Origin of the sequence: Evansella vedderi (genome assembly GCF_030813435.1) — a bacterium.
Classification (GTDB): domain Bacteria; phylum Bacillota; class Bacilli; order Bacillales; family Salisediminibacteriaceae; genus Evansella; species Evansella vedderi.
In genome coordinates, this window is the sequence record NZ_JAUSUG010000024.1 from 58,815 (window position 1) to 75,298 (window position 16,484).

The 16,484-nt window shown below is 42.4% G+C and carries 15 protein-coding genes; all 15 read left to right on the forward strand.

The genetic code is table 11. The features are described from left to right. The first annotated feature begins 51 nt into the window (after nucleotides 1–51). Nucleotides 52–1,056 carry a rod shape-determining protein gene (locus tag J2S74_RS22825; RefSeq protein WP_307330598.1) on the forward strand — a complete coding sequence of 335 codons (1,005 nt, stop codon included), beginning with the start codon at nucleotides 52–54 and terminating at the stop codon, nucleotides 1,054–1,056. A gap of 210 nt (nucleotides 1,057–1,266) precedes the next feature. Continuing rightward, on the forward strand, nucleotides 1,267–2,073 hold the full coding sequence (locus J2S74_RS22830; protein ID WP_307330601.1) for a flagellar hook-basal body protein: 807 nt from the start codon (nucleotides 1,267–1,269) through the stop codon (nucleotides 2,071–2,073). 573 nt (nucleotides 2,074–2,646) lie between these two features. Then, nucleotides 2,647–3,477 (forward strand): flagellar hook-basal body protein, encoded by an 831-nt coding sequence (locus J2S74_RS22835; protein WP_307330604.1) that lies wholly within the window; start codon nucleotides 2,647–2,649, stop codon nucleotides 3,475–3,477. Between the two features lie 42 nt (nucleotides 3,478–3,519). Beyond that, the gene (locus J2S74_RS22840; protein WP_307330605.1) at nucleotides 3,520–4,206 is read left to right on the forward strand and encodes a DNA-directed RNA polymerase subunit beta; all 687 of its coding nucleotides are present in this window, start codon (nucleotides 3,520–3,522) and stop codon (nucleotides 4,204–4,206) included. Between the two features lie 317 nt (nucleotides 4,207–4,523). After that, nucleotides 4,524–4,955, forward strand: coding sequence for a 3-hydroxyacyl-ACP dehydratase FabZ (gene fabZ, locus J2S74_RS22845; RefSeq protein ID WP_307330608.1), 432 nt, complete (start codon nucleotides 4,524–4,526; stop codon nucleotides 4,953–4,955). Nucleotides 4,956–5,498: 543 nt separating this feature from the next. Next, entirely contained in the window at nucleotides 5,499–5,660 is a 162-nt protein-coding gene (locus J2S74_RS22850; protein ID WP_307330611.1) for a hypothetical protein, read from the forward strand. Nucleotides 5,661–5,808: 148 nt separating this feature from the next. Then, nucleotides 5,809–5,943 carry a hypothetical protein gene (locus J2S74_RS22855; RefSeq protein WP_307330614.1) on the forward strand — a complete coding sequence of 45 codons (135 nt, stop codon included), beginning with the start codon at nucleotides 5,809–5,811 and terminating at the stop codon, nucleotides 5,941–5,943. A 140-nt stretch (nucleotides 5,944–6,083) separates the two neighbouring features. Continuing rightward, nucleotides 6,084–6,389 (forward strand): hypothetical protein, encoded by a 306-nt coding sequence (locus J2S74_RS22860; protein WP_307330617.1) that lies wholly within the window; start codon nucleotides 6,084–6,086, stop codon nucleotides 6,387–6,389. A 463-nt stretch (nucleotides 6,390–6,852) separates the two neighbouring features. Continuing rightward, nucleotides 6,853–8,286, forward strand: a complete 1,434-nt coding sequence (locus J2S74_RS22865) for a C40 family peptidase (protein ID WP_370876053.1) — start codon at nucleotides 6,853–6,855, stop codon at nucleotides 8,284–8,286. 239 nt (nucleotides 8,287–8,525) lie between these two features. Next, the gene (locus J2S74_RS22870; RefSeq protein ID WP_307330623.1) at nucleotides 8,526–9,647 is read left to right on the forward strand and encodes an N-formylglutamate amidohydrolase; all 1,122 of its coding nucleotides are present in this window, start codon (nucleotides 8,526–8,528) and stop codon (nucleotides 9,645–9,647) included. A gap of 130 nt (nucleotides 9,648–9,777) precedes the next feature. Then, nucleotides 9,778–10,953: a poly-gamma-glutamate synthase PgsB gene (gene pgsB, locus J2S74_RS22875; protein WP_370876054.1), complete on the forward strand. Its 1,176-nt coding sequence runs from the start codon at nucleotides 9,778–9,780 to the stop codon at nucleotides 10,951–10,953. Between the two features lie 192 nt (nucleotides 10,954–11,145). Continuing rightward, a complete protein-coding gene (pgsC, locus tag J2S74_RS22880) occupies nucleotides 11,146–11,598 on the forward strand; it encodes a poly-gamma-glutamate biosynthesis protein PgsC (protein ID WP_307330627.1) in 453 nt (150 codons plus the stop codon). 97 nt (nucleotides 11,599–11,695) lie between these two features. After that, nucleotides 11,696–12,874 (forward strand): CapA family protein, encoded by a 1,179-nt coding sequence (locus tag J2S74_RS22885; protein ID WP_307330629.1) that lies wholly within the window; start codon nucleotides 11,696–11,698, stop codon nucleotides 12,872–12,874. A gap of 282 nt (nucleotides 12,875–13,156) precedes the next feature. Further along, nucleotides 13,157–15,433, forward strand: coding sequence for a gamma-glutamyltransferase (locus J2S74_RS22890; RefSeq protein ID WP_307330631.1), 2,277 nt, complete (start codon nucleotides 13,157–13,159; stop codon nucleotides 15,431–15,433). An 8-nt stretch (nucleotides 15,434–15,441) separates the two neighbouring features. Further along, nucleotides 15,442–16,461, forward strand: a complete 1,020-nt coding sequence (locus J2S74_RS22895; RefSeq protein WP_307330634.1) for a hypothetical protein — start codon at nucleotides 15,442–15,444, stop codon at nucleotides 16,459–16,461. The last annotated feature ends 23 nt before the right edge of the window (nucleotides 16,462–16,484 follow it).

Sequence of the window (16,484 nt, forward strand, 5' to 3'; positions counted from 1 at the left end):
TGAGTAAAAAAATTAGATCAATAGTCACACCATACTCAGGGAGGAAACGGAATGTTTGGAAGGGATATTGGAATTGATTTAGGTACAGCCAACGTGTTGATTCATGTAAAAGGAAAAGGGATCGTTTTAGATGAGCCATCGGTTGTTGCGATCGATACAACATCAAATCGTGTCCTCGCAGTGGGAGACGAAGCCTTTCGTATGGTCGGCCGAACTCCTGGAAATATTGTTGCCATCCGTCCATTAAAAGACGGGGTCATCGCAGATTTCGACACTACCGAAGCCATGTTAAAACATTTTTTAAACAAGGTCAAGGTTAAAAGCTGGCTGACAAAGCCACGTATTTTGATTTGCTGTCCTACAAACATCACTTCTGTAGAACAGAAAGCTATTCGAGAAGCTGCTGAAAAAAGTGGTGGAAAAAATGTGTACTTGGAAGAAGAACCAAAAGTGGCTGCAGTTGGTGCAGGAATGGATATTTATCAGCCAAGTGGAAACATGGTCGTAGATATAGGCGGTGGAACTACCGATGTTGCCGTTCTTTCCATGGGAGACATCGTCACCGCCTCTTCGATCAAGGTTGCAGGGGACCGCTTTGACAGCGATATCCTCCACTATATTAAGAAAAAGTACAAGCTGTTGATCGGAGACAGAACAGCAGAACAAATTAAAATAACCGTGGGAACAGTTTTTCCAGGAGCTAAAAATGAAGAAATGGATATTCGCGGCCGGGACATGGTTAGTGGCTTACCTAGAACTATTTCAATCAATTCAGAAGAGGTTAGGGAATCATTGGACGAAGCTATCTTCCATATTGTCCAAGCTTGCCGAAACGTATTAGAACGAACTCCACCTGAGCTTTCTGCAGACATTATTGATCGTGGAATCATTTTAACTGGTGGCGGTGCTTATTTGCATGGAATAGAACAGCTTCTCTCTGATGAGCTAAAGGTACCAGTTTTAACTGCAGAAGAACCTATGCACTGCGTTGCGAACGGAACGGGAATTTTATTGGAAAACTTAGAACGTGTATCAAGGAACAAAATACGCCTTTAGAAGGCGATTCAAGAAACGACAAACATAATAGAAAAAATTACCTTTCATTTGTTTTGCAGTTTCTTATGTGGCAAATTGTCTACATATATTATAATTAAAATCGACCTAGTCTATTATAAAAAATCTCCTCTACAGTTGTATAGAGAGTGTCGTACTGTTGATTATTAAAATACTGATGAATTTTTCGCAAAGAGGAATAGAGGTGGGAGTATGCTCCGAGGTTTATATACAGCAGGTGCAGGAATGATTGCCCAGCAACGTAGACAAGAAATGTTAACAAACAATATGGCTAATGCTAATACACCAGGGTTTAAAGCAGACCAAGCTTCCATGAGATCCTTCCCCAACCAGCTCTTAAAGGCTATGGGGACAAATCACATGCAAAAGTTCGGAACCAATCGAATCGGAGAACTGACAACGGGTGTGTACCTTCAAGAAGCAACTCCCAATTTCATTCAAGGGGCATTACAGGAAACATTTAACACAACAGACATAGCCCTACTCCAAGGGAACGTTCCTGGACAAGTCACCCTCATGTATTCGGTGGAAAACAACGAAGGGGAAGTTCGTTATACTAGAAACGGCAACTTCACCTTTGATGGACAAGGCTTCCTCACTACATCACAAGGTAATTATGTTCTAGATGCAGCAGGTGAACGAATTCAAGTTGGAAATGAAGATTTCCGCGTCACAAGGAACGGAGAAATTCTAGACGCTGACGAACAGCTTATTGCCCAACTAAATGTAGCAGTCATCCCAGATGCAGGGCAGCTTGTGAAAGAAGGGAACGGCCTCTTTCGATATGGCGGGGAAGAACAGGTAGTAACAGCTGTTAATAATGACGGCGTTACCTATCAGCTTCAGCAAGGCTTTATCGAACAATCCAACGTAGATACAGCCCAAACCATGACAGAAATGATGACAGCCCTGCGCACCTTTGAAGCAAACCAGAGAGTGCTTCAAGCCTATGACCGAAGCATGGAACGTGCCGTAAACGACATAGGAAGAATCGGCTAAGGTTGTTTTAAAAAAGCTGTTTTGTAAACATTTCAGCCAATAGCAACAAACAGAAAGATATTTCCAACCAAACAATAAACCAACCATGTTACAATAGTATTACTTTAATAACTTTTTTAGAAAGCTTGGAGAATTGGAAGGCGCCGACTCCAGCGGGAAAAGCAACTGCTGAAGACACCAGAGGGACGAGCTATTTCAGAGAGGCATCACGCGTGATGCCACTTGAATACGTTTCGAGTTGTCTCGGAACGTCATCGTTTACGATGGCTCTTGGATGTAGCTCCAAAGCAAAGCTAGCAAATGTTTTTGCGTCGAGTAATCGCAGACACAGGACTTGGGCTGTCTTCAGGCGTGATTGGTCCGCCTGTCTCTTCCTCTGATAGATCAGCTTCGTTGTATATCCGTCGAGATAAATTGATGTCTATTCGACGAAGCAATACACTTTGTAGCGGATCCAAGCTAAATTATATTTTAAAAAACAATAATCCATTTTGAAAAGAGCCTTCTACATATTCTGTAAGGTAATAACGATATGTTTATATACAAAAATTATAATAAAGCGAGTGAACCAAGATGAACCAAGCCATGATTACCTCTGCTGTAACAATGGGACAACTGCAGCATAAGCTGGATACAACTGGCCATAACTTAGCAAACTTAAATACGACCGGATACAAACGCCGAGACGTCTCCTTTTCCGACCTTTTATTTCAGCAAGTAAACAATCAAATCATGGCTCATCACGAGATTGGAAGACAGACACCAAATGGTATTCGAGTAGGCTCAGGGGCCGGCATAGCTCAAACAGCACTCCGCTTTGAACAGGGATCACTTCAAACAACGGACCGCCCACTAGACGTGGCCCTAACAGAGAAGGGATATTTCTTTGAAATTTCCCCAACAGAGGAAGGCCAACGCCGCTTCACGAGAGATGGCGCCTTTTACTTAAGCCCTAACCCAGAAGCAGATGGAACCAACCATCTCGTAAACCAAAATGGAGATTACATTTTATCGTCCGATGGGACACCAATAAATATCCCAAGCCAATACGAGGACATAAAAATTCGTGAAAATGGCATCATCGAAATCACAGCTTTAGGGGGAGAAAGTATCATTGTCGGGCAGCTTCAACTCGTACAGGTGGACAAGCCACAGCTCTTAACATCGTACGGCGACAACACCTTTATTTTCCCAAATCTTGAAGACCTTGGCCTAGAAGAACAAGACGTACTCCAAGACGCCACAGGAATAGGAGTATTCCACCAAGGAGCCCTTGAAATGTCCAACGTAGACATGGGACGAGAAATGGCAGAAATGCTGCTAGCACAGCGGAATTATCAATTCAACGCACGGGCCATCTCCATCACCGATCAAATGATGGGACTCGTGAACAACATAAGATAGTTAAACTGGGCAAAAGCTTAACATGACGAGGAGTTTGTCATAATGAATAACCATAAAAACAACAACCAAACAGAACTAAATAACCAAACACCAGAAGACCAACAACAAAATACTTCCTCTTTTGAAAAAACTCACGCCGAATCCGCAGAAAACGAGTCCAATTCCAATACAGTTAAAGAGGAAGGCGCTTCGACTCCTGCGGATCAGCCTAGTTCTGAAATGGAGAAAGAAACAGAGAGAGAAACGAATGAGGAACAAACCTCAGAAGACAATTTAGATGGGGTCGAATTAGAATCAGATTCCAATAAGGATGCAACACCTATAGGAGACGCAACAGACGCAAAGGCTGTTACATCAAGGATGCAACGCTATCACCAACAGGAAGAAACATGCGACAACAGCAAGAGCAACGAACAGGATGAGGAAGCTATGAAGAAGGAAGAAGCCAACACCCGTGAACAACGCCGGAATAAAGAGAGAGAAAAAGAAAAGGGTAAAGGAAAGAAACGGGAGCGAAAAGGGCGCATCCGGTTAATTCCAGTATGGGTGAAAGTGATTGTCTTCGTTCTACTATTAGCTGGCAGTACAGCAGCAGGAGCCATGTTCGGATTTGGTTTCGTAGGTGAAGGAGGAGAACCTAGGGACATCTTAGATCGTGAAGTATGGTACCAAATTTGGGACTTCATCTACACAGACACAGAACTCGAACGAACAGAAAATGTGGAATAAAGATAACGCAAGAAAACCGCTCCAAGGTGAAATTAACCTTAACCTCAGCGGTTTTTTATTTTGGGGGATTTGTAAACTTGTAACTTGTTTTAAAAAGCTTGGAGAAGAGAAAGGCGGCGATTCCAGCGACAAGGGAGGCTGCTTGAAATAGCTACGAGTTGTCTCGACGCATACGCTCCGAAGCAATGCTTGTAGAGGAAGGAATGTAGCCTTATTTTAATTATTGGTGGACATGTTCCCCTTGTTTCAGTGACGTAAAAAAAGTAAACTAAAGAGAGAATAGGAGTATTACCTACATATAGGAGGAGGTCACAAATATGTTAACCATAGAAGAAATAAAGGAAATTATCCCCCACCGTTACCCATTTTTATTAGTGGACCGTATTTTAGAGGTAGAAGAGGGGCAACGTGCCGTTGGGATTAAAAATGTAACTGCAAATGAAGAGTTCTTTAACGGGCATTTCCCTGATTACCCAGTAATGCCGGGAGTTCTTATCATTGAAGCATTAGCACAAGTTGGTGCAGTAGCAATGCTTAAAAAAGAAGAAAACAGAGGAAGACTCGCCTTTTTTGCAGGAATTGATGGCTGTCGCTTCAAAGGGCAAGTAAAGCCAGGCGATCAGTTACGGTTAGAAGTGGAAATGACAAGACTTCGTGGAAAAATTGGAAAAGGGAAAGCCGTCGCATCCGTAGACGGAAAAACAGTCGCAGAAGCAGAAATAATGTTTGCCCTAGGCGACAAAGAATAAAAATTAATATTACAAAATATTACAGGACCCGGTCTGTCACAGACCGGGTCCTTGTCTAATTTATGAACAAATGTTAAAACTTATGAAAATGTGTCAAAAAAATCAAAAAGAGGTTTGAGGAAGTCGTTATGGTGAAATAGAAGTCATAGAAATAGTAATAACAATTGAAACAATGCTAAGTAAAGGAGAAGTGTCATAACGAGATGTCCCTATAATAAATAAAAAGAGCTCCTACCCTTGTGTGCTTTATAAAATACCGATTCTAGCAAGCTGTTCTTAAAAAAGAAACGTTCTAATTTTGGAATAAAGGAGCATCAAGCCTCATATTCATTTTTATGGGAAGGTGTTATTTTACAATAATATCTACCCGGAAATACAAATACTGAGTTGGTATTCGCTGCAGCCCACTCCCTTTCCGCGGGCGAACCGCAAGCCTCCTCGGGCTTACGCTCACACCAACTGTAATAAAAACTTGTATTTTCATACCCTATGGTGCAAATTTCACTTGCATGGAGTCTACCCTGAAAGAGAAGGAATGATTGGATGTTAAAGAAACCATCCTTAGCATTACTAAGCCTATTTTTAACTTTAGGTTTATTAGGGGCATGTGTTGTAGACGATGGCTATGACCCTAAAGAGGAGCCGATGTTGGAGGAAGATGTTGAGTTTGAAGAAGAGTCCTATGAAGAGGAAGAGGACTCATAGTTAGAATGTGAATCTTACGTAACTTGAGGGGAACCAGGGTAAGTCCTTATATCTTATATAAGGATAAATCCCTTTAACATAGATTATGGGAGTGTGTTTCACCACTCCTTTATCCTATTAAACAAATCTGTTAAGGAGGAATTTTAAAATGAAGAAAAAATTATTATTATCAGTATTGTCAACAATGTTCGCTTTAGGATTTCTAGCTGCTTGTGCAGATGTGGAAGATGAGCCATTTGAGGAGGATCCAATGGGTGAAGAAGGAGATCCAGGCCTAGATTGATGTAAGCACGAAAGTATGTTTAGAAATTAGGATAAAAACATCCATTCATTAATCCTGTTGTTATTGGTAATGCTAACACAGTACAAACAATAGTAATTGCCACTTTAACGAATAGCTTTTAACAACAGGAGGAATGGATGATGAAAAGAAAGTTGCTGACATTAGCTTTAGCAAGTATTCTTGCCATGAATATCGTATCTGCTTGTGCAACAGTTGAAGAGGATGAACCTTTAGATGATCCACTAATGGAAGAGGATCCATTAACGGAAGAACCTATTGATGAAGGAGATCCTGGCTTAGATTACGATCCTGAAACAGAAGAGGATATAGACGAAGATTTTGATCAGGACGTTACCGACGATGAGGAAGACTTCACCGAAGACGATGAAGAAGAAGACTTCGATGAAATGGATGAGGATGAAGAAGAAGACGAAGACAACGAATAGTGAAGGATCCAATGCAAGTGAGAAACATACTTTAGTAAAGTCTCATGTGATGAAGCGATGAATTTCACTTTTAGTGATTGGAGCGGAGCATAGAATGGTAATAAGCAAAGATAGAATGCCACCACATTCCATCTATCAGCTTAAAAGAACAAAATTTTGCGGGACTTGATCTCGCAACCACCTACTCCCTTAGATTATATATAGAATGAAGCCAATGAGTCCGCCACCCTCATTGGCTTCTTCTTTTATTGAAACCTAATTAATAATTAATTTGTCAAAATTCAATGGAAAAACACATCTTTAGTAGTAAAGATAGGCCTTTGGTCCCTCTTTGATTGCGAAAAAACTTGATAAAATTTGGATATACAACCAAAGTTCACCACAGTGACAGGATGTAGCTATCAACATGACACATACATCAACGATTTTATTGTAGAACAAACGGGAAAGAGGTGGAGAAATGGTGAGTCTTCAATCGAAGCTAGGAGTAACGATTGCAACGACGGTAGCCGCTACTGGCGTATTTCTTGCTGCTCCTAATATGGCTGAGGCATCATTTGGTCAAAGAAACTTATCCTTCGGAATGCAAAACTCCGATGTGGTTATACTCCAAGAGCAGTTAAAGGAATTAGGTTTTTTTAAGCATCACACAGCAACAGGATATTTCGGACCAATTACGAGACAAGCAGTCCAGGATTTCCAGAGAGCAAATCGACTAACACCAGACGGTATTGTAGGACCGAAAACCTTCGGAGCCTTACGAAGTGCTACAGCTTCCACAAAAAGTACACAGGCAGCAAGCGGTACAAATTCAAATAATACAACATCAAACCAATCAAACACGCCCCAGACAGCTCAAACGGGAAACAGCGCTGGGACGAACAGAGCTCCATTACAGCAGTTGCAAACAAACCAAACATTAAGAGTTGGCTCAAGAGGAGCAGAAGTGGAGAAGTTGCAGCAATATTTAAAACAGGCAGGTTTTTTTGATCACCCGACGGTAACAGGCTTTTATGGGGCAATTACGGAAGAAGCAGTCCGCCGCTTTCAACGGTCTCGCGGCTTAACGGTAGACGGGCTCGCAGGAAGGCAGACATTGACTGCTGTAAACAAGGAAATTGCTGCAGGAAGCACCGTTAATAACAGTTCGACAAACAGAACAAATAACCAAAGCAGCGGGGGAACTTCGTCTACTAGTAATACAGGAAGTCAGACGACCAACGTCAGTTCCACTGCAACACAACAATCATCACAAACGGCACCGACAACCACAGCTTCCCAACCAGCATCTGTGATTTTACAGTCTGGAAGCCGAGGAGATTCAGTGACCGAGCTTCAATCCCGACTAAGGGTATTAGGTCATTTTAACCAAGAACCTACAGGATTTTTCGGAGACATTACAAGAAATGCAGTCATTCAATTTCAAAGACAATGGAATCTCGTTGATGACGGTTTAGTGACCCAAGCCACCTGGAACAAGCTGGAAGAGGTATCATCCGTACACCTGGCAAGTGCTGAACCAGACTCTGTTACCGCCTTTAACGTTCTGAATCTAATAGCCGATGCGGGAACCTACATAGGAACCCCTTACCTTTGGGGAGGAACGACAGGAGCAGGCTTTGACTGCAGCGGCTTCATCCAATATATTTTCAGAAAAAACGGAGTCCTACTCCCGCGAACCGTAGCACAGCAATGGAACGCAACTACCACCGTAAGCAAACCAAGAGTAGGGGACATCGTCTATTTCGAAACCTACAGAACAGGCCCATCCCACAACGGAATATATATCGGCAACAACCAATTTATTCACAGCGGCTCCTCCACCGGAGTCACCATCTCCAGTTTATCAAACAGCTACTGGAGCGCCCGTTATTTAGGAGCCAAAAGAATAAGATAAAAGCTTTCTTCAGGAGAATAATTACAAATAATTTTAAAACGTCTACCAAATTTTGTTAGACGTTTTTTATATGCAAAATATAGCTCATTACATTAAAAATTACCAACCACCCCCATATACCCCAATCACCCCATTCATGGTAATATCAAAAAAACGGAACCACAGGATAACATTACAGCACAACCCATATTCCCCCAAACGGAGAAGTTTTCAAAGTTTCATAGTCACGGAGGAGCACCATGATCAAACACACAACCCTACTACTTATTAGCACCTTTATACTATTTATCCTATTTATTCAACCCTCCCTTGGGAAAACACAAGTGACGGAAGTACCGCAAATCGTTCTATTCTACCAAGACATACTGCCGCGGGCAAACAGGTTAACAGAAGACAAACCTAGAACGATCCCTTCTTCCAACAAACGTTTTTTCCCCGAAACGATGGAAATCCCTAAGGAAGAAGACGAAGATGCGGAAGAATCAGACACAGAAATGGAATCGGGAGAGGAAGTTGTACATATGGAAGATCCCCCTCCGAAAGAAGAAGTAATCACTATTACCTTATCTACAGAGGTTGAGAAAGAAACAGAAGTAACGGAGGAAAAAGATTTAAGTAAAGAAGGAAAGAAAACTGCTTCTAAAAAAACCTCTCCAAAAGAAGAAAAAACAAAGGAAAATAAGTCTCCTATGAGAATAGATTTCGAAAATGGTACATTCGCAACGAAGGTCTTTCAATATGAAAGACTATTCTCCCAGAATTCCTATAAAGGAGATATAAAAGCCGGCAGTGAATTTCGCTTCGTTCAAGGAAACTCCAACTCTCGCATATTAGTAACTGCATCACATGCAACAAGTCATATGAGAAATGGAGAAAGGAAGCCTGCAGATATATACACGGGTGCAACGTCTCTTTTATTAAATGAATATACCGGAGTACACGTACTCCACAATACGAAAGAGAGTCGAGACGGCAACTTCTATGATGACGTGGATTTTAAAAGGGAGCTATCTCGAACTATAGCTGCCCATAATATCCAGTTAGTCATTGACATCCATGGAGCAGGAGCACACCATCCATTCCAAGTGGACATAGGAACAGGTAATGGACGATTTGCATCGGGGACTCAAGTTCAGCGAATGAAAGATGCCTTCCATTTACACGACATTACAAGGGTATATGATAACCATACTTTCACTGCCTTCGGGAACCTGACAGTAGCCAATTACACCCACTCCCAGCATGGTGTTTCTGCCATGCAGGTGGAGTTGCACAGCAGCTTAAGGGACCCGAGAAACGATATGGAACTATATCTAAGAACAGTAGAGTCCCTTGCAACATTTATACAACAGTCACAGTGATTTCCAACCACTGTGGCTTTTCTTTATATACGAATCCAATAGTACCTTTTCTCATAATCACCAATATTTTGGGTAGCATAGAAATACTACCTTCGATAGCTTTTGTTTTATGGAAAGGGGAATATGAACAGTGGCCTTAATCCCGATTATGTCCATCTTACTGTTACTAATAGGTATTTTCGAATACAAACAGCACCAAAAAAACGTGAAAAAAATTCCCATCCGTATAAATGTAAATGGTGTTCGGGGGAAATCCACAGTAACTCGTTTAATAACTGGTATTTTAAAAGAAGCGGGACTGAAAACAGTGGGAAAAACAACAGGGACGCAAGCAAGAATGATTTATTGGAACACACCGAAGGAGGAACCGATCATCCGAGATCCTGAAGGGCCTAATATAAAGGAGCAAAAGCGGGTCGTTCGTGAAACAGCTCAGCTTAATGTAGATGCTTTAGTGAGCGAATGTATGGCTGTAAATCCAGATTATCAAATTATCTTTCAGGATGTACTTGTACAAGCCAATATTGGTGTGATTGTGAATGTACTGGAGGATCATATGGATGTCCTTGGTCCAACCTTGGATGATGTGGCACGGGCCTTTGTTTCTACTATTCCTTACAACGGCCATCTTATTGTAAACGAGTCACCTTACGTGGAATATTATCGTGAAAAGGCTGCAGAAAGAAATACGAAGCTGATTGTTGCCGATAACTCGAAGATTACGGAGGAATACCTTCGAAAGTTTTCCTATATTATTTTTCCCGAAAACGCTGCACTGGCATTGGCTGTAGCGGAAGCATTAGAAATTGATGAGGAAACGGCGAGGGCGGGAATGATCAATGCCCATCCCGACCCAGGGGCGCTACGCATTACCCCAATTGAGCATAATGGGAAAGTATCCGAATTCGTCAATGCCTTTGCCGCTAACGATGCCCATTCTACCTTGGCCATTTGGGACCGGGTACAGCAGCTTGGATATCCAGGGGAACAGCCAATTGTCATCATGAACTGCCGCCCTGATAGGGTGGATCGTACAGAACAGTTTGCAAGAGATGTTCTCCCCAAAATGAAAATTGGTAAACTAGTGCTTCTAGGCTCAGTAGTCAGTCCCATTATAACTGCCTATGAAGGTGGTTTCATAGAAGCGGACGAGCTTATCAATCTAGAGGGAAAAAAAGCTCAGGAAGTAGCGAAGATATTGAGGGCTCAGGTGAATGGAGATGTTATGTTTGGTATCGGTAACATTCATGGTGTAGCAGAAGAAGTCATTGAGCTATTTGAGGAAAAAACCGAACAGGTAAGTTAAACGAACGTTTGAATTTCTACATGGGAAATTTAAACGTTCGTTTGAAAACAAATTAAACAAACGATTATTTAAATAACAAACTTAAATGAGTAAAAATGTTGTTAAATCCACACGTTAAAAAAGTAACCTTTTTTCAATAAAACGATCCTAGCAGCATGCATAATACACGTACTAGCATAGGGGGATTACACTATGTTCGGATCCGATTTATACATAACATTAGTGGTAGGGGTAGTTATAAGTCTGTTATATGCGGAAAAAGCAGGTGTTCTTCCTGGGGGAATCATTGTCCCTGGATATTTGGCGCTCATTTTTGACCAACCATTCTTCATCATGTCTATCTTTTTTATTAGCTGCCTCATTTACTTATTAGTTGTAAATGTGATTTCGAAGTTTACAATCCTATACGGAAGGAGAAAGTTTGCCGCGATCCTTTTAACAGGAGTAGTAATGAAGCTTGGGTTTGATTACTTCTATCCGATTATGCCATTTGAAATATACGAGCTGCGGGGGATCGGGGTAATCGTCCCAGGTCTCATTGCCAACTCCTTTCAAAAACAAGGTGTTCTCATTACGATTACAAGCACCATGGTACTGAGCGGAATCACCTTCGCCATCATGACATTATACTATCTGCTGTTTTAAAGTCGCTATATTTTTTCTATATTTCGAAGGAGTGGAAAGCGTCCGCCTGTAACGGAGTCAGATAAAACAATGTACCAAAGAAAGGGGGTTGTTCGGCATGACTCGCAAGTTTACATACCAAGAAAACCTGCTTCGATGGTCAAAAAAACATAAGAATCAACTAACGATACACACCTCTGTATTAGCAATCATTCTGGGAGCATTATTATTCAGTTCCCCTCTATGGTCTAACCTAACAACCACTGTTCCAATTGTGGAAAAGGACGAAGATGCTATACTGACGGCAAGTTTTGTTGGAGATATGATGTTCGGCCGCTATATTGAGAGGGTCATCAACCATAAAGGTTTTGATCACTTGTTTCGATACACGGATCCCTATTTTGAAGCTTCCGATTTTGTTACGGGAAATTTTAAGCATCCAGTTCTACTTGAAGATCGTGAGCCACTTGAACATAAGAATATCGTTTTTTCTACAACACCCGAAACGGTTGAAGCTCTTAAAAGGCGAAACTTCAAATCCGTTTCCTTGGCCAACAATAATGTGTATGACTACGGCTATCTAGCTTTCCGGGACACGGTGAGCTTCTTTGAGAATGATCCTGATATTGATGCCGCAGGGACGATGGTGGACAGGGAGAATACAGATAACGCTGTTTATTATGAGGATGAATCGGGGATTACCATAGCCACCTTAGGGGTGACAGATATTTGGGCAAAAAATTCAGCCGCAACCACCTTCAGACCGGGAGTTGTTCCATTAGATCCGCCTAATATAGCTATCGAATCCATCGTTAAAGCTAGTCAAAATGCTGAACTGGTAGTCGTTCATGTCCATTGGGGAGAGCCATATGATTCACACGTGAGTGAACGACAGAGACGGCTTGCATACGATATGTCCCATGCCGGTGCTGATATCATTATCGGCCATTACCCCCATGTTTTAGCACCGGTGGAAGTGTATAATGACACCATCATTTTTTACAGTTTAGGCAACTTTATTTTTGACCAGGGCTGGACAAGAACAAAGCAAACGGCCCTTGCTCAATACCGTTTATACGCAGACGGTGTTGCGGAAGTGGATCTTGTTCCCTTTACCATCCGGGAAGGACAGCCCCGCCCAGTAGCTAATTTCTCTTACCGCAGGATGTCTATCCAGCAAATGCTAACAAAATTACTGCCCAATGACAGATGGGAAGTTGTAGATGGAAGAATTAGATTCCGCATCAACCACGAAAGGATATTGGAAGAACCAATTCCATTTGAAGAATCAATATAAGAAAGGATTTTCGCATCAAAGCGAATGACACCTGATTCGAATTTTCAGGGTAAACCTCCATGCAATAGTAATTTTGTACCATGGAGAATGAAAATTTATGTCTGCATTGGAATGAGCGAAGGTTCACGACACTCCTGCGGAAGAACGAGCAAGCCAAGACCACAGGGCAAAGCACGTGGGGGCTTGACAGGTCGTCCGCGGAAAGGGAGTGGACCGTAGCGAATGACAACAAGATTCGAATTTTTAGGGTAGATGCTAAAAGAGGAAAGGATGTGAGATGCGATGCGTTTACGTCAGTTAACGAACCTGATAGGGATTCCACTTATTATAATTTTTATCATAGGAGCAGTTATTGAAGTGAGTCCGGAGCGGGAGGAGGTTCGCACACGGCAAGAAGAGTTACCACCGTTAGCTTCAGAAACGGCCTATGGTGTAAGTGCAGCCAATCCGTATGCAGTAGAGGTTGGTATGCAGATTATGGAGCAAGGTGGAAATGCCATTGACGCTGCCATCGCCGTCTCATTTATGCTAGGAGTAGTGGAACCATATGGCTCCGGTATTGGCGGGGGAGGTTCCATGCTTATTTATGATCCTAATATGGAAACGGAAAACAAGGTTCAATACATAGATTACCGGGAAACGGCGCCCCTTGAATTAGTCACAACCTCCATGTTGGAGGAGCAGCGACGAATTCAAGCTGCTGAAGCGGAAACGGAGCCTCTTAATCTGGAGGAAGAAGAGGAGCCTACTACAGATGTTCCAGTTCCAACGACTCCGGAAACAGAAGAAATGGAGGAGGAAGCAGATCAGGCTGCAGATCAGGAGGAGGATCCCCTTGTAGGCTCGGAGGATGAGGAGCCGGAAACAACGACAAACGAATCCCATGAAAAAGAAGATGAGACACTGCCACCTATTTCGGAGCAGGATATTAACCGTGAAGAAATGCGTGATTTCGGCGTTCCAGGTTTTCTAAAAGGAATGGCCCACCTTCATGAAAAATACGGGACAATTCCGATGGAGAACCTCATCCAGCCTTCTATTGATAGGGCGAGGGAAGGCTTTGAAGTAGATGCCTATTTAGCAGACCGTTTCTTTTACGCTCAAAACAGAATTTATCACGCGTCCATCCCGCATTTTTTTCCAGAAAATGATTTTATCCGAGAAGGGCAGACGTTAGTTCAAACGGAGCTCGCAGAAACGATGGAAGAAATCCGTGACCTCGGTCCAGAGGCATACTTTCATGAAGTGCTAGCTCCAGAAATGGCGCGAAAATATCCACTAATAACAGAAAATGATTTTCAGGAATATACCATTTGGGAGGAGGGAGAGATTCCAACAGGAACGTACATGGGCTATACTGTTTACGCTGCACCACCTCCATTGGGGGGACCTGTACTGGTACAAGCCCTCCAAATGGCAGAGGAAATGGGGTTGGACAGCTACAATTTCTCTCCGCCAAATGGCGAGGAAGGACCGTTCGCTAACTGGGATGAAACTACGTTACTGCAGTACATTGATTTTATGGAAAACATGATCGGCATCAATGATCGAACGTATCGCCGCCGTTTATCGGATATTGGTGATCCTAATACATCAGAGCTTGCTCGACGGAAGATGGGAGAAATTTACGAACGAGATTATGTCAGAAACATGATAGCTGAGTGGGAGCGAGAACTAGAAATCATCCAAGATGATCTCCTTCCAGGCTCAGAAGATAATATGGAATTAGAGGAAGGAACAGAAACCTTTTTACCATCGGAAAAAACAGATTGGCGCAGCCGGAAATTGGTGGAAAAAATCAAGCCTATCCGCAAAAAATACGTTCATCAACAGGATGAGCCATCGCAATCAATAAAAGAGGAAACAGATGGCATGATGGCAACGGCTTTTTTTGGAGAAAATGAATATAAGGCATCCCCATTTTTTGATGCACAATCAGAATTAAATCACCATAATAATACAACGCACTTTGTCATTGTGGATAAGGATGGGCGTATGGTTTCTGCAACACACACATTAAGCAATTTCTTTGGCTCAGGAGAGTACTACAAAGGGTTTTTCCTAAACGATCAGTTAAGTAATTTCAGTCAAACACCAGGTTCCATTAATGAGCCAAAACCGGGCAGACGACCTCGAAGCTTCATGACTCCGGCTATTCTCATTGAAGAAATAGAAGGACATGTAAATGAGGTAATTGGAATTGGGTCTCCTGGTGGAGCAAGAATTCCAATGATGATGGCCCATACATTAGTATATTACGGTTTGCAAGGGATGGATTTTGACGATGCTGTTGAAATGCTTCGCTTCCAATACGACTACAACGAAGGGTTACAGCAATTTGAGGTTCGATTAGAATCTGCTTATCAACAATCAGAGCTATATCCTATCTTGCGGGAACATCTCCTAAATCGAGGGTTCCGAACAACAATTGAAAATGGAAACATGTATTTTGGTGGAATTCAAGCCCTTATTCACAATGTTCGTGAAGGAGTGATTGATGGGAATGCTGACCCCCGTCGTGGTGGAAAGTGGGACCGCGCAGAATACGATGAAGGGTAGGCATTTGAATGAAAAATAGAAAGAAGCTCATGGGAAAATTATTTCCATTCATCTTCTTCTTTACCGTATTTTCCTTTATGTTGTTTTTCCGACATGAAGTGGTATTTACGCAGGCGGACGAACGAGCCATCCGCGATGTAACCTATGGAGATGAGTGGATAATTAATGCCAATATCCCTGATGACTTAAGGGAACAAACAATGGATCTAGATGGTCCATTGCGAAGTAAGATCATACACCGAATTTTGGGAGAGGAACAGCTTCAAGTAGTGTATATTCCTTCTAGTGAGGTAATGGAATCAACAGGTCTTGGCGATGAATTGGCAGGACTTGACCTGCCTCCGTGGGCAGAGAAAACGAAAGAGCTTTTACAAGAAGAGTATGACTACGATTTGTTAGAGCTAAGTTGGATTGATCCAGCCTATGTTGCCCCCGTTTACCCAGAAGGACAAGACGGAGAGGACTTCTTAGAAGAGGAGCAGCAAGAGGACAGGCAAGGTGGAACGGAAGGACGGCAACAGGTGGATGAAGAGGAAGGAAAGGTTGAAACGGACTTATTGGAGGATGGACGGACTTCTTGGCAAAACATTGATGAGTACAGACCGGAACGGGTGGAAATGAATGAACCTCAGGAGGATCGTCCCATCTACTTAGATGCGGTCCAATTCATTCGAGCCCAGAATCCAGATGTGATCCTGCTGGACATGGGATTGATTGTGGAGCACTTTGAAGACGAGTATCCAACGTATCGTGAAGTAGCACTAGTCACTAGGGAATTTCTAAGAACCCTGTACCGGTCCAACGATCGATTTTATACCTTCTTACTAATGGAAAATTCCGTTTACGATAAGTTAGGCTACAGTGAACGAAGTGAAAACCTAGACGAATATTTAGAAAACTTAACGGGACAAATGGACCACGTATCCGTTGCCTATTTAGATGTAGAAGGCATCAATAAACAATACCGCAGCCACGAGCTGGCAAAACTATTTGTAGGAACAGTTCCAATACGGTTTTATAATAAATAGCCTCTGTTAAAGAGCAATATTGA

Coding starts and splice junctions, on each gene's coding strand:
- J2S74_RS22840 (WP_307330605.1), top strand. CDS start 3,520: ATGAATAACCATAAAAACAACAACCAAACAGAACTAAATAACCAAACA.
- J2S74_RS22835 (WP_307330604.1), top strand. CDS start 2,647: ATGAACCAAGCCATGATTACCTCTGCTGTAACAATGGGACAACTGCAG.
- pgsC (WP_307330627.1), top strand. CDS start 11,146: ATGTTCGGATCCGATTTATACATAACATTAGTGGTAGGGGTAGTTATA.
- J2S74_RS22890 (WP_307330631.1), top strand. CDS start 13,157: ATGCGTTTACGTCAGTTAACGAACCTGATAGGGATTCCACTTATTATA.
- J2S74_RS22850 (WP_307330611.1), top strand. CDS start 5,499: ATGTTAAAGAAACCATCCTTAGCATTACTAAGCCTATTTTTAACTTTA.
- J2S74_RS22855 (WP_307330614.1), top strand. CDS start 5,809: ATGAAGAAAAAATTATTATTATCAGTATTGTCAACAATGTTCGCTTTA.
- J2S74_RS22870 (WP_307330623.1), top strand. CDS start 8,526: ATGATCAAACACACAACCCTACTACTTATTAGCACCTTTATACTATTT.
- J2S74_RS22885 (WP_307330629.1), top strand. CDS start 11,696: ATGACTCGCAAGTTTACATACCAAGAAAACCTGCTTCGATGGTCAAAA.
- J2S74_RS22825 (WP_307330598.1), top strand. CDS start 52: ATGTTTGGAAGGGATATTGGAATTGATTTAGGTACAGCCAACGTGTTG.
- fabZ (WP_307330608.1), top strand. CDS start 4,524: ATGTTAACCATAGAAGAAATAAAGGAAATTATCCCCCACCGTTACCCA.
- J2S74_RS22860 (WP_307330617.1), top strand. CDS start 6,084: ATGAAAAGAAAGTTGCTGACATTAGCTTTAGCAAGTATTCTTGCCATG.
- J2S74_RS22830 (WP_307330601.1), top strand. CDS start 1,267: ATGCTCCGAGGTTTATATACAGCAGGTGCAGGAATGATTGCCCAGCAA.
- J2S74_RS22895 (WP_307330634.1), top strand. CDS start 15,442: ATGAAAAATAGAAAGAAGCTCATGGGAAAATTATTTCCATTCATCTTC.